This is a genomic window from Chitinophaga sp. OAE865 (genome assembly GCF_040546735.1).
In the GTDB taxonomy this organism is placed as follows: domain Bacteria; phylum Bacteroidota; class Bacteroidia; order Chitinophagales; family Chitinophagaceae; genus Chitinophaga; species Chitinophaga polysaccharea_A.
Genome location: NZ_JBEPOF010000001.1, coordinates 5,080,607 through 5,093,995 on the forward strand (window position 1 = coordinate 5,080,607; position 13,389 = coordinate 5,093,995).

The following is a 13,389-nucleotide window of genomic DNA, read 5'->3' on the forward strand; positions in this document are numbered from 1 at the left end:
AAAAAATAACAGTTTTTTTCTGATGGTTTGCCCAGCTATTCCTGACAGGGCCAGGAACCTATCCCTTCAAATCACTCACTTCCCCAACAACGCAATAGGTAACGCCCTCCATTACAGCAAAATGCTTTTCCGCACATTCAATTTTCATCCTTTCCCGGTCCCTTAAAAGCGACCTGTCTGCCGCCGCCTTTGCATCCTTTGTTTCTGCCACAAAAAAGAGCCTGGCTTCCGATCCTTCGTCTTTTTTTACCAATGCCCAATCGGGATTATAAGGCCCTACAGGAGTTTTTACCTGGAATTTCGGAGGAAGCTTTACATAAAACAGGATATCATCCCTGGTTTCGCAATCTTCGGCAAACTTCCGTTCGGGGCTGCTCAGGGAATCTATCACCACATAATTGTAAAGCGTTTTTGCCTGGTTCCTTACTTCCATAAGGTTATCGGTATATTGACCTACTTCCGCCGCTTCAAACAACTTCATCTCATATGTTTGCCCTGCTATCTTTTCATAGGTAATACCATTTATTTTGATGCGGTCCAGCTCATCTTTTATAATTTTCACCACCGTATCCATAAATAACTGCGGGTTATGGAAGATCTCTCCCAACCTGCCGGATGCCAGGATCACCCGGGTAATGGTGCTTCTGGTAAGCGCTGTTTTGGATTGGATATATGCAATAAAGTCGGGTATATTGTAATGGGTATCTTTAACGATCTTCTCTTTGGAACCTCTTTGTTCCCCGCCCAGTTCAATCAATTCACCGTCTTTATTCCTTACAAACTTTGCCGCATTCCTCTCCCTGTAAATTAACGGCTTTTCAATGGCGGGCATTTTCTGCAAAGCGGCTACACAGTTCTTAACCAGGTCTTCCGTGCTGTAATTTACTTTGTAGGTGGTACAAAATTTAATCTTCTCCCAAAGTGCTAAAAAAAACTTGTCTTCAAGCCATTTGTCTTTCAGCTTCACCTCTCTCCGGCTTCTCGCATCCCTGATCCGGCCTTCAAATTTAACACCGGTATCTTCTTCTATTTCTGATTGCAGCGCTTTGGAAAATGCTTCATAAGACTCATTGGCAATTACAGTAAGCCGGTTAACTGAACGTTCCATATTGCGCTCCCCGTCCTGGTCTACACACAAACGAAGCCCCCGGCCAATCTCCTGCCGCTTCTTCATATCAGACTTCGTTTCATTGAGCGTGCATATCTGGAATACATTGGGGTTATCCCAACCTTCCCTTAATGCAGAGTGACTAAAAATAAACCTTAACGGCGTGGCTATATCCAGCAACCGCTCTTTATCCTGCATGATCAGTTTAAAGGCATCATCATCTGCCTTTGACGACTTACCTTCTTTGGAATCCTTGAATTTCCCTTTATCCTGGCTGAAATACCCGTTATGCACTTCTTCCCCGCTATAAGTGTACAAACCGCGGTAGGCAGGCATTTGCTGCCATCTGGCAAAACTTTCTTCAAACCATACAGCGAACTTGCCTTTAACGGGATTGCCCTGTTCATCATAGCTGCGGTAGTTAGCCACCCTGTCAATAAAAAAGATAGATAACACTTTAATCCCTTTCGCGCTCAATTCTTTCTCCTTCTTAAAATGATTCTCCACCGTGGCGTCAATCATTTCTCTTAATACCTGGTCTGTAAGCCCGCCAACAGCTTCTCCTTTATAAACTACATTACCACCCGAAAGCGTTATATAACCGTTTTCCGCATCCAGCTCATTGATCACATGCCCTTCCCTGTAAATATCCCAGCCTTTGGAAAGCTTGTACAGATCATCCCCGGCTTTGGCGGTCACCTGCTTTTTCTGTACGCCTGATCTCTCATTCACAAAAATGGTGAGCCTGGCCGTAACAGATTGCTTAGCCGTTTTAAAAGCATCCACACTGATAAATACGCCTGAGTTATCGTTCTTTGCCAGTACCGAATCCACTTCTATCTGCTTCACCAGTCCCAGGTCGTATGCTTCAACAGGGTCCAGCTTATAAACAAGGTTGTACAGGCTTTTATGGGTAGCAGAATAACGAAGCGTAAACAAAGGATTCAGGTTGGCAATGGCCCGCTTGCGGATATCTGTTTCCATATTCTGCGGCTCATCAACAATCACAACAGGATTAGACCGCTGGATATATTCAATCGGTTTTACCCCCGTTTCCCTTACCTGGTTAATGATATTGGCATCTTTGGTAAAGCTGTCTATATTGATGACCAGGATCTGGATAACATTGCTTTTCGCGAAATTGCCCAGTTCCGTAAGACGGCCGGAGTCGTATACCCTGAATTCAGCCGGCTGGTTTTCGTAGATCTCCTGGAAATGATCAAACGTAATAGAAAGACTTTTCAATACGCCCTCACGGATAGCAACAGAGGGCACCACGATCACAAATTTCTTAAAGCCGTACACTCTGTTTAACTCATAAATGCTCCGCAGATACACGTATGTTTTACCCGTGCCTGTTTCCATTTCTATAGAGAAGTTGGGGAAATCTGCTGTTACAGATGATGGGGTTATATTTCCCTTATCGTCTGCCGCCTCGTTATACCACAGCTTTTCTATCACAGTAGATATCTCATCTGCCCTTAAATTATTGTCAAGTTGTACTTTATTCAGGTTGGCTAACAGCTCATCTTCCGTTAAGGTAAGCCGGTTGCCCACCCCTGTTTCCGTAAATTGTATGCTTCCGCTATCAGAAGAAGTGTAAGAAAACTCAACATCCGGGTTGTTCATATCCTGGCCTTCAAACAGATCTATCACAGACTGGATGGCCCGCTGCTGGTGGGGCTGGTCTTTATCAAATCTAAGCTTCATTTACAAGTTGAATTAAGTAGTCAGATAACTCCTGCGAAAAGGTATTATATGCAGGTCTTGCAAATAACGCGGAGCTTATTACCTTATCCCTTTCAATCACATCAATTTTGATATTCCCATGATGAGGGCTGTTCTCATTGGTTCCCCAAACAACATAAAGCAGCCTGGGCCTGTATCCAAGCTTCCTGCTGAAATCATCCGCCAGGTCAAAGAAAACGTTGAATCGTCTCCAATCTTCCTGCCTGTACTTATCAATGCGCTCCTCCGCTACAGGCGTATTTATATTATGCGTTTTAAACTCTATGATAGCCGTAAAACGCTGCAATCGGTGATCATAGATCATGGCATCAATATCGCCGGGCCAGGGATTGGTGGTATTATTGGCCAGGTAGCATTCTACGTTGGAGGAAGCGGTAAGAAGATGCTTTACATGACTGAAGCTAAAACCTCTCAATGCACGGATCCCCTGCTCCAGGTCCGAAATATCCACCTTTTTGTAAGTATGTATTTTTAATTCATCATGCTCTATATGCAGCTTAATGGAATGGACCAGTTTAAGCGTCTTATCATATCCGGCCGGATAGTTTTTGGGCCAGATAAAAATGCGCGACTCACATTGCAGTCCTTCAGCCAAGCGGCTGATGACTAACAGCTCATTCCGGGGGATCACGCGGGTAATATCCTCCAGTGAAATGGCTTCACCGGGCTTTTCTTCAATATACTCCAGCTTTTTAAAAATACCGTTTACTGCCTTCTGCTCATTTATAATGAAACCATCTACGCTAACCACTGCATACGCTGGGTTATCCGTTCTTATCCATTGCAGCGGGTGATGATCAGTGATCTTAAAAGACACTGTTTTACCTTCGCAAACTCTCTTTTCCGGTATCATTAAAATCATATCCCGTCAGATTGTATGAAAAATTATCCCTGCATCTTCAAAAAGCAACTGGATATTGGTTTTATCCTGGTCGTTCTTATTGAAAACAGAATCAAGACAAATCACAGTGCCGGGTTTTACTCTTATAATTTCTTTTGCAGATAGAATCCCTATCGAGCCAGTGCCCACCAACAGTTTTCTTCCCGGGAAATAATAAAAATCATCACCGTTAAAAGTAAGCACGTTCATGGCAGAAGAAAGCTGCACCCCATGTTTCAGGGCAATTTCCCAGGCCATTTTTTCTCCTGCTGTGGCATCTTTTTCCACTGTATCAAACATGCGGAGCTGCTCTACGATGTCGGCTTCGCTCTTTAAAAAATCGCCCCTCCATACCTTGAAATTGGAGTCTGAAAGCCGGAAGCAGCGGAAGCCTGCAGTAGCCCGTTTACCTGGTTGCTCGTTTATTGATTGTGCAATTTTACTTAGCCGTGATTGTGTAACTTCTGAAATGGTTTTAAATCCTAGTTTATATGCTTCATCCGATGGGTCGATCTTTTCAGGAAGCTGTACCAGTATAAATTTACGGGTAGATCCCTCTTCCCTGTTTAAATCATACACCGCATGTGCAGTAGAGCCTGAGCCGCCAAAAAAGTCGAGTATAAGATCATCTTTTGAAGTGGAGATCTTTATCAGGGCTTTTAACAACCGGGTTGGCTTGGGATTATCAAATACATTTTTACCATTAAAAATTTCAGTTAGCTCAGCAGATCCTTCCTGGTTGCTGCCAAATTCCTGGTGCCCCCAGAAGTTGTGGGCGCTCTGTCCTTCCTCCATCCGGTCGCCCAGGTAGAACTTTTTACGCGGCCAGCCATCCCCTCCGCTGGGGAAATAGATCTTCCCTTCTGCCAGCAATTGTTTGTAAGTGCTTTCAGCCCCCATCCACTCTTCGTTCAATACCTTACCGGTTGGAGTGGTGATCGTATATTTTGAGCCTGATTGCCCCGATCCTGCCTTCCAGGGCTTTGAGTCCCAGGGCCCCAGGGGATCTTTGTCGGGGTTGGAGTAACTCCCCTGCCTGGTTTCAGAAAGCGGGATGCCATAAAAAGTATTCTTCTTCTTCAGGATCTCCGAATTTTTTGCATACACCACAATATACTCGGCCACCTTTGAAATCATTTTTGATTTATCATTCGGCTGGTTATGCCTTCTTCTCCAGGTGATGATAGCTTCTTTATTCTCTTCTCCAAAAATTTCATCCATTAAAAGCTTCAGATTGGCCAGCTCATTATCATCAATACTGATAAAGATGATACCATCATCACTCAAAAGATTCTTTGCCAGGAAAAGCCGGGGCAGCATCATGGACAGCCAGTTGGAGTGGAATTGCCCGTTCTCTTTCCTGTTCGGGCGGAACAGCCCTTCTTTCATCATAAAGCCTTCCTCATCCTTTTCCCTGATCCTTCTGAAATATTGTTCTTTTGTTTCTGAAAATTTATCGGGATAGATGAAGCTATCGGAACCGGTGTTATAGGGAGGATCGATACAAATGGCCTTTACCTTTCCATAGTAGGATTTCTGAAGCACTTTTAATACTTCCAGGTTTTCCCCTTCTATGAATATATTTTCTGTTGCGTCCCAGTTCACGGATGCCCTGATGTCCGGCACCAAGGTTGCGGAGGTAGGCATTTGCAATACCTTAAACGCTTCGCTTTTCCCGGCCCAGTTCAGCTGATAACGTTCACTGTCTGCGTTAATGTTTTCACCAAGCAACTGTTTTAACTGGTCTATATTCAGTTTATCCTCTGCAAAAGCGCCGGGGACAATCTCTTTCAGCTTTGCTATTAAGTCTCCCGTTATATTTAACGACTTACCATCCATGTCCTATTTGTCTTTTAATCTTTTCCCTGAATTTTTTAACACTTTATGCGCAAGGGGCTCTTCTTCCAGCAGGTCCACAATTTTATCGGAGAGCCAGGTAACCATGAGCTCTTCTGTATTTACTTCCAGCAGTTCCGCCAGCTTCCCCACCTGTTCTTTCTGGGCTTTCCGCTCTCCCCGTTCTATTTTACTGATAAGGGCCGTATCTATTTCCAATGCTGCCGCTACCTGCCGCAACAGCAGTCCTTTCTTTTCCCTTAACCGCCTGATGGTTTCACCAAAATTTTCCTGTTTCATTTTGTTGACTTGTCACTAATTGTCAAATGTAGTAAAAAGAAGGCAAATACGGTTGCGCACGGGTATAATCCGTTATTGTAATTTTTGTGCAAATAACAAATTATTGTTCCATAACGTTTTGACGAAAAATTAATATCTTTATCAGAACGATCCACGTTTGGTGAAATGTAGCAAAATGATCATGAATATTGGTAAATTCCAAAGATAACCTACAAGCTTTTTATTAATGATCCCTATCGGAAAGAAATTACATCGTTTATCGGGTATTATTATTGCATTCTTCTTGTTGCTGCATTTAACCAATCATTTATTTGCATTAGGCGGCCCGTCCCTCCATATATCCGTTATGAATTTATTTCGTTACGTGTACAGGTTTCCGCCCATTGAAATCATCCTGTTACTTTGCGTTGCCTTCCAGGTCATAAGCGGTATTGCGCTGGTGTTAAAAAAAGGCTTCTCAAAACAGCCTCTTTATGTGATAATGCAAGTGTTAAGCGGTTTGTATCTTTCCTTTTTTATGATCTATCATGTACGTGCAGTAATACTTGCCCGTTATCAATGGAACATGAACACAGATTTTTATTTTGCTGCCGGCGTTGCAAATCATTATCCTTCCAAACTATTTTTTATTCCTTATTACACACTTTCCCTGGTAAGTGTATTCATCCATATTTCCTGTGCACATTATCTGAAAAGAATCGAAAAACTCAATAGTATTGCAGATGCAGCTAACGACGCCGTATCAAAAAAGAAATACAAAAAAGAAGCAACAGCTATCTGTATAGCAGGTGCTGTAATTACTTTTTTAATAATGATTTCTTTCAGCGGCGTGCTCTACAGGATATAAATATTCCCTTCAGCCGACAGGCTATGGAGGAATATAAGACGCAATGCCCCGCGGGGTGTTGATTCCATATACATCACTTAATTTATCTGACAAGTAAATATTATACAACAATGAGCACACGAAGAACCTTCTTAAAACAGGCAGGATTGATAACCTCGGCTGCATGGATAAACCCCCCATCATTTTTTAATACAAAATATAAACTGGGCCTACAGCTTTATACCATTCGTGATGCAATAGAGAAAGATGTAAGAGCCGCGATGAAGCAAATAGCAGGTTATGGTTATGAAGAGGTGGAAACCTACGGCTTTAATAAGCATTATTGGGGCTTCGATCCCAAAACAGCCAAACAAATCCTTGACGATAATGATCTTACAACATCTTCCGGGCATTATGACCTCGATAAATATCTATTAAACAATGCCACTGAAGACGACATGAAAAGATATGTAGATGATTGTATAGAAGGAGCGCATGCATTAAAACAGGATTACATTGTATGGCCCTGGCTGGATCCTTCTTTGCGAAGCATAGAGAAATTCAAATTGGTTGCAGCAACCCTGAACAAAATTGGTGAGCAAATAAAAAAAGGAGGCCTGCAGCTCGCTTACCATAATCATAATTTTGAATTTACAGAACAGAATGGGCAGATAGGATACGATATCATTCTTAATGAAACAGATGCTTCATTGGTAAAACTGCAAATAGATCTGTATTGGATAGCTTATGCCTCCAAACTTAAACCACATGAATGGTTTTTAAAGCAACCAGGACGTTTTGTGTCGTGGCATTTAAAGGATATGGACAAAGTTAACCGCGACTACGAGGTAATGGGGGAAGGCTCAATTGATTTTAAAACTATTATGCCGGATGCCAAATTATCAGGAGTAAAACACATATTTGTAGAACAAGGAGGTAATTTTAAGCCCGATGCGCTAAGCTGTGTAGCCAGGAGCGCTGCTTATGTTAAAAACACCCTGTTTAAATAACAATAATAAGTTTATGTGATTCCAGCCGTTGTTGGTAACCCTTTTAAATGCTTTGCCGGACATTTAAGGCGATAGCAATACTATTGATATTCCCGGTACGAAAGCGCTATAAAACACCGCCATTTTGTAAGAAAACGCCCCTGCTATTATCATTATTGTGCGAAAAAAATATAGTTTAAAAACGATGTTTTCGAGGATGACACCTCGTATTTTTGGCGCTGCTCATCTATAAAACCCATTACTATGCACACCTATTTACTTTCTTTCAGGGAAATAGACAGATCAGAATTTATGGCTGCGGGCGGCAAGGGCGCTAACCTGGGCGAGCTGTCAAAGATCAGCGGGATACAGGTACCGGAGGGATTTTGCGTCACTACAGATGCATATAAAGCTGTAACCGGGAATAACCCGGAGCTCAACAGCCTGCTCGGTGAGCTGGCTCCCCTTAAAGCGGAGGAGCGGGAACAGATCAGCGGCATCAGCGCAAAGATCCGCAACATCATTGAAAACATACCCATTCCTGCAGATATCACTGAGGCATTGGAGGAGTATCTCACAAAGTTCGGAGAGCAGAATGCCTATGCGGTGCGCTCCAGCGCTACCGCGGAAGACCTGCCAACAGCCTCTTTTGCAGGTCAGCAGGATACTTATCTCAATATTAGCGGGAAAAAAGCCATCCTGCGGCACATCCGCAGGTGCTGGGCCTCCCTGTTTACGGAAAGGGCCGTTATTTACCGGCTCAGGAATGGCTTTGATCACCATAAGGTATACCTGTCTGTGATCATTCAGAAAATGGTGTTCCCGCAGGTATCAGGTATCCTGTTCACGGCAGATCCCCTCACCTCCAACCGGAAAGTGGTATCCATAGATGCCAGCTTCGGGCTGGGTGAAGCCCTGGTTTCCGGCATGGTGAGCGCCGACAACTATAAGGTACATAACGGTAAAATAACCGGTAAAACCATCGCTGCAAAGAAGCTGATGGTTGAGCCGTTAAAAGAGGGCGGCACAGCCGCACACCCGGTTGACCCCTCATTACAGCAGCAACAAACACTTACAGATGAGCAGATCCTGGAACTGGAACAGCTGGGCAGAAAGATAGAGGCGCATTTCGGCGCTCCGCAGGATATTGAATGGTGCCTGGCAGATGATATATTTTATATTGTGCAGAGCCGGCCTATCACCACTTTATTTCCTGTCCCTGAGTCGGGCGACCAGGAAAATCGTGTATACATCTCCGTGGGGCATAACCAGATGATGACAGACGCCATGAAGCCGCTGGGACTATCCTTTTTCCTGCTGGTAGTACCCGCCTCAATGCATGTGGCCGCCGGCAGGCTGTTTGTGGACGTTACCCATCACCTTGCCTCCCCGGCCGGCAGGAGAATAATGATCGATGTGCTGGGAAAATCCGACCAGCTTGTGAGAAGTGCGCTTCAGAATATAACAGCACGGAAAGACTTTATTAAATTAACCACGGATGATAAAGACGCACCTGCTTCCGCTCAGCTCAGCAGATACGACGCTACACCTGACTTTCAGCCCCGGATTGAAAACAACCCTGCTATTGTTACCGAATTGATTAAAAACTCCCAGGCCTCCATAGAAGCATTAAAACAAAATATTCAATCAAAGTCCGGATCAGCACTGCTCGATTTTATCCTGGAAGATATCCAGGAATTAAAGAAGATCCTGTTTGACCCACGAAGCTCTGCGGTATTCCTTACCGCGATGGATGCCTACACATGGATCAACGAAAAAATATACGCATGGCTGGGCGAAAAGAATGTGGCCGACATCCTTTCCCAATCTGTAGATAACAATGTTACTTCGGAAATGGGCCTGGCATTGCTGGATGTTGCGGATGTGATCCGCCCCTATCCCGCTATCATTGAATACCTGCAACAGGTGAAAGACGAGCCTTTCCTGGAAGAGCTGGTACAATTTGAGGGAGGGGAAGATGTCCGTGAAGCGATCATCAGTTATCTTAACAAATACGGGATGCGATGCAGCGGGGAAATTGATATCACCAAAACCCGCTGGAGCGAAAAGCCGGCAACCCTGATCCCCCTGATCCTTGGCAATATCAAAAACTTTGAGCCTAACGCCAGCCGGCGGAAATTTGAGCAAGGGAAACAGGAAGCCCTGGCTAAAGAACAGGAACTGTTGGCCAGGTTAAAACAATTGCCGGATGGAGAACAAAAAGCGGAAGAAGCCAAACAACTGATCAGCTATATCCGGAACTTCATCGGTTACCGCGAATATCCAAAATATGGCAAGATCAGCCGCTATTATGTTTACAAACAGGCATTGCTGAAAGAAGCGGCACAACTGGTAAAAGCCAACGTTATTCATGAACAGGAAGATATCTACTATCTTACTTTTGAAGAGCTCCGGGAAGTAGTACGTACCCATCAACTGGATTACCAGCTTATCCGTCGGCGGAAAGAAGACTATCAGCAATATGAAAAACTAACTCCGCCCCGCGTGATCACGTCCGACGGGGAAATTGTTACGGGTGCCTATAGCCGGGAGCACCTCCCGGCAGGGGCTATCGCAGGGCTGCCTGTTTCTTCCGGTGTAACAGAAGGCCGCGCACGTGTTATTTTAAGTATGGAAGATGCAGCCCTGGAAGACGGCGATATATTAGTGACCACCTTTACAGATCCCAGCTGGACGCCTTTGTTTGTTGCCATTAAAGGCCTGGTCACCGAAGTGGGCGGACTGATGACCCACGGAGCCGTTATTGCGCGCGAATATGGCCTGCCGGCCGTTGTGGGAGTAGAAAATGCCACCAGGCTGATAAAAGACGGGCAAAGGATCCGGGTAAATGGAACAGATGGATATATAGAAATACTTACACCCGGAATTAGCTAACTTTACATCGTTTTACTGTATCATCACTTATGAACGGATATGCCATAGCCCCCGCTGCTGACAACGGGTCTACTTCTATTATTCGCTACCGCGCTACCACCCCTCCTGCAAGGGCAAGAATTATGCTGCAGCAAAACCTGTTCACCTTTTTGCTGAACGGTGAGAAAACAGTTCATTTTGCGGGCACACAGGTTACTGTAAAGCCTCACCAGTTCGTAATGCTGGCCGCCGGGAACTGCCTCATGAGTGAAAAGATCCCTGCAGAAAATGCGGATTATCATAGTATCCTTTTTTTCTTCGACAGTAAACTGCTGGCTGATTTCTTTACCCGTCATGCTGCACTGACCGGCGAACCCGCCAGGCAACCGGATGATCGCCCTTTCCTGCTGCTGGAGAAAGATGAGTTTCTCGTAAATTTCACCAGTTCACTCGACTACATGCTGAACAGCGATAAACCCATTTACCAGGACCTGCAAAAGGTGAAACTGGAAGAACTGTTCTTATATCTTGCGGTGCAGTACCCGGGGCAGATACAGCAGATCAGGAACATGAGCGCTGCTGCCAGCGACGACCTGGTGGTTCGCCAGGCAGTTACATCACATATAAACAGTAATATCACCGTTGAAGAACTGGCCTTCCTGTGTAACATGAGCCTCTCTACTTTTAAACGGCGGTTTGCCCGTATTTATGGTAATAGCCCTAACAGGTGGCTTCTGGAAAGGAGAATGGAAAGAGCTGCTAAAATGCTGCGGCAGAACGACCGTAAAGCAAACGAGATCTATTATGAGCTTGGCTATGAAAACCTCTCCAGTTTTGTACAGTCCTTTAAGCAGATCTACGGCGTTACGCCAAAACAGTACCAGTTATCAAATTGAACGTTTAGCCACACTTTCTGAACGGTTGCCCATCCTTTGCCGCCGGTCTTTGCATCTACCTTTGAATAACAATTCAAACAAAACAGAAAAGATTATGACAACAGAAAACGGCACATTTACACTGAAAAGCAATGAGCTTGGCGGTCAGCTCACCAATAGGCAATATGCAAATGGGATGGGCTTTAACGGGGAGAACAAATCGCCCCAGCTATATTGGGAAAATGCCCCTGCAGCAACGCAAAGCTTTGCGGTAACAATTTACGACCTGGATGCACCCACCGGCAGCGGTTTCTGGCACTGGGTAGTTTTCAACATCCCGTCAAACATCCGTGAACTGGCCGCCGGGGCCGGCGATCCCGGCAATCACCTGCTTCCGGAAGGAGCCATACAAAGCAATACGGATGCCGGCATGCCGGGTTATATTGGCGCAGCCCCCAATGAGGGCCCGGCACACCGTTACCTGATCACGGTACATGCGCTCAGCAAAAAGCTGGAACTGGATAAAAACGCTACGCCGCCTTACGTGGGCTTTAACATGCACTTTGTAACACTGGCAAAAGCTTCGCTGGTTGTTTACGGGCAAAAACAATAGCATGTGAATGATATGCCCCGGTGTTTTATACATGCCGGGGCATAATATTGGCCATGTCGCAAATGGCCCTGAGATTGTCGCTTACAGGGCGTCTCAAAATTACCCGGTCAAAGTATTTTTGTATTGTAACAGAAATACTAAATAAGATGAAAATCACTATCTACCTCGCTGCTTCTGCCAATGGAATGATCAGCAATAACAGGAACGTACCTGATTGGTTATCGCCGGAATATGGCCAGGGATTTATGGCTATCTGTGAACGTACACAGGCCGTAATCATGGGGAAAACAACCTACAATATCCTCGCACCAAATTACCTGCCCCTCAAGGAAGGTTCGCTGGTAGTACTTACACATGATACCAAGGCCACACCAGCCCAACCCAATGTAGTGTTTACCAGCGACAGCCCCCAGGCAATTGTTGCACAACTCAGCGCTAAAGGCCATACCGAAGCAGTGATCATTGGAGGCACACAAACGGTAAGCGCCTTTATAAAAGCCGGACTGGTGAATGAGCTTATCCTGGTAGTGGAACCTGTGCTGTTTGGCAAAGGACTGCCTTTAATGGAGGATGTTGATGCGGAGTATAAGCTGGCATTGCTGGAGATGAAGAAATTGAATGAGAATAGTGTGGAGTTACGTTATGAGGTGAGGATGTAGCGCGAGTTTATATATCTTTAGGAGCATTCCGTTCAGCAACGGTCTAAGATAATTCATATCTGCTAAAACATAAAAAATCTGATTTCCTTTTCATGAAGGAAAATTCATTTGGCCATAAAGATCTTATCACCGGCGGATAGAAGGCGCTTGGCTTGCGCTAAAGATTTTCGATGCATTAGTACACCTTCTTAAAACCGCTCCCTCCCATAATGTATAAAATACAATATGATTATCTCTATTGGAATTGCAGCCAAAATAAGTTTAATGAACGGGCTTATTGGCATAGATAAGTAATTTCTTTTTGAAAAAGAGTTGTTTGGCTGATAGGTATAAGGTAAATATTGCAAGCAACGCTGGCAAAAGAGAGAAGATAACCCCTAAGTTAATCAATCCATCCTCCAACCCCGATATAGCCAACCCAATAGAATAAGGCAGTATTACTGTCAGCAAAATAACGCCAAGCATTAAGCCTATACGGCTTTTATAAAGTAAGACTGGTGTAGCAATTCCCGATAGAAGAAACGCACCTGTCAGTGCTACTACAGGAATAGCATTTGCAAATCCGGCAGACACACTAAAGAGTAATAAAATTACCCAGGCCGTTAAAAGGGAATTCAATATAAAGAATGTAAAATTTCATCTCTCAGGGGACGGTTTCTGTTTATTTCAATTCTGTTAGT

At 44.5% G+C, this 13,389-nt stretch carries 11 protein-coding genes; 6 read left to right on the forward strand and 5 right to left on the reverse strand.

Annotated elements, in window-relative coordinates; all coding sequences use genetic code 11:
• Positions 1-58: 58 nt before the first annotated feature.
• Genes ABIE50_RS20560 through ABIE50_RS20575 form a run of 4 tightly spaced genes read right to left on the reverse strand, consistent with a single transcriptional unit; the run spans position 59 to position 5,873 of the window.
• Positions 59-2,818, reverse strand: coding sequence for a restriction endonuclease (locus tag ABIE50_RS20560; RefSeq protein ID WP_209858098.1), 2,760 nt, complete (start codon positions 2,816-2,818; stop codon positions 59-61).
• Entirely contained in the window at positions 2,808-3,719 is a 912-nt protein-coding gene (locus tag ABIE50_RS20565; RefSeq protein ID WP_209858100.1) for a hypothetical protein, read from the reverse strand. The genes ABIE50_RS20560 and ABIE50_RS20565 overlap by 11 nt, the downstream gene beginning before the upstream one ends.
• A 6-nt stretch (positions 3,720-3,725) precedes the next feature.
• Complete coding sequence (locus tag ABIE50_RS20570) at positions 3,726-5,576, reverse strand: site-specific DNA-methyltransferase (RefSeq protein WP_209858102.1); 1,851 nt, start codon at positions 5,574-5,576, stop codon at positions 3,726-3,728.
• 3 nt (positions 5,577-5,579) lie between these two features.
• A complete protein-coding gene (locus ABIE50_RS20575; RefSeq protein ID WP_142687363.1) occupies positions 5,580-5,873 on the reverse strand; it encodes a helix-turn-helix domain-containing protein in 294 nt (97 codons plus the stop codon).
• Between the two features lie 346 nt (positions 5,874-6,219).
• Here ABIE50_RS20575 and ABIE50_RS20580 point away from each other — a divergent pair, with 346 nt between their 5' ends.
• From ABIE50_RS20580 to ABIE50_RS20605, 6 genes are all read left to right on the forward strand, one after another.
• Positions 6,220-6,720, forward strand: coding sequence for a hypothetical protein (locus ABIE50_RS20580; protein ID WP_209858104.1), 501 nt, complete (start codon positions 6,220-6,222; stop codon positions 6,718-6,720).
• A 110-nt stretch (positions 6,721-6,830) separates the two neighbouring features.
• Positions 6,831-7,709, forward strand: coding sequence for a sugar phosphate isomerase/epimerase family protein (locus ABIE50_RS20585; protein ID WP_209858107.1), 879 nt, complete (start codon positions 6,831-6,833; stop codon positions 7,707-7,709).
• 243 nt (positions 7,710-7,952) lie between these two features.
• Positions 7,953-10,583, forward strand: coding sequence for a phosphoenolpyruvate synthase (gene ppsA / locus ABIE50_RS20590; RefSeq protein ID WP_209858108.1), 2,631 nt, complete (start codon positions 7,953-7,955; stop codon positions 10,581-10,583).
• Positions 10,584-10,612: 29 nt separating this feature from the next.
• Complete coding sequence (locus tag ABIE50_RS20595; protein WP_209858110.1) at positions 10,613-11,458, forward strand: helix-turn-helix domain-containing protein; 846 nt, start codon at positions 10,613-10,615, stop codon at positions 11,456-11,458.
• A gap of 94 nt (positions 11,459-11,552) precedes the next feature.
• Positions 11,553-12,050: a YbhB/YbcL family Raf kinase inhibitor-like protein gene (locus ABIE50_RS20600; protein WP_209858112.1), complete on the forward strand. Its 498-nt coding sequence runs from the start codon at positions 11,553-11,555 to the stop codon at positions 12,048-12,050.
• Positions 12,051-12,196: 146 nt separating this feature from the next.
• Positions 12,197-12,709, forward strand: coding sequence for a dihydrofolate reductase family protein (locus ABIE50_RS20605; RefSeq protein ID WP_209858114.1), 513 nt, complete (start codon positions 12,197-12,199; stop codon positions 12,707-12,709).
• Positions 12,710-12,970: 261 nt separating this feature from the next.
• On the opposite strand, the gene ABIE50_RS20610 is transcribed toward ABIE50_RS20605, so the two are convergent.
• Positions 12,971-13,327 (reverse strand): hypothetical protein, encoded by a 357-nt coding sequence (locus ABIE50_RS20610; protein ID WP_209858116.1) that lies wholly within the window; start codon positions 13,325-13,327, stop codon positions 12,971-12,973.
• Between the last annotated feature and the right edge of the window lie 62 nt (positions 13,328-13,389).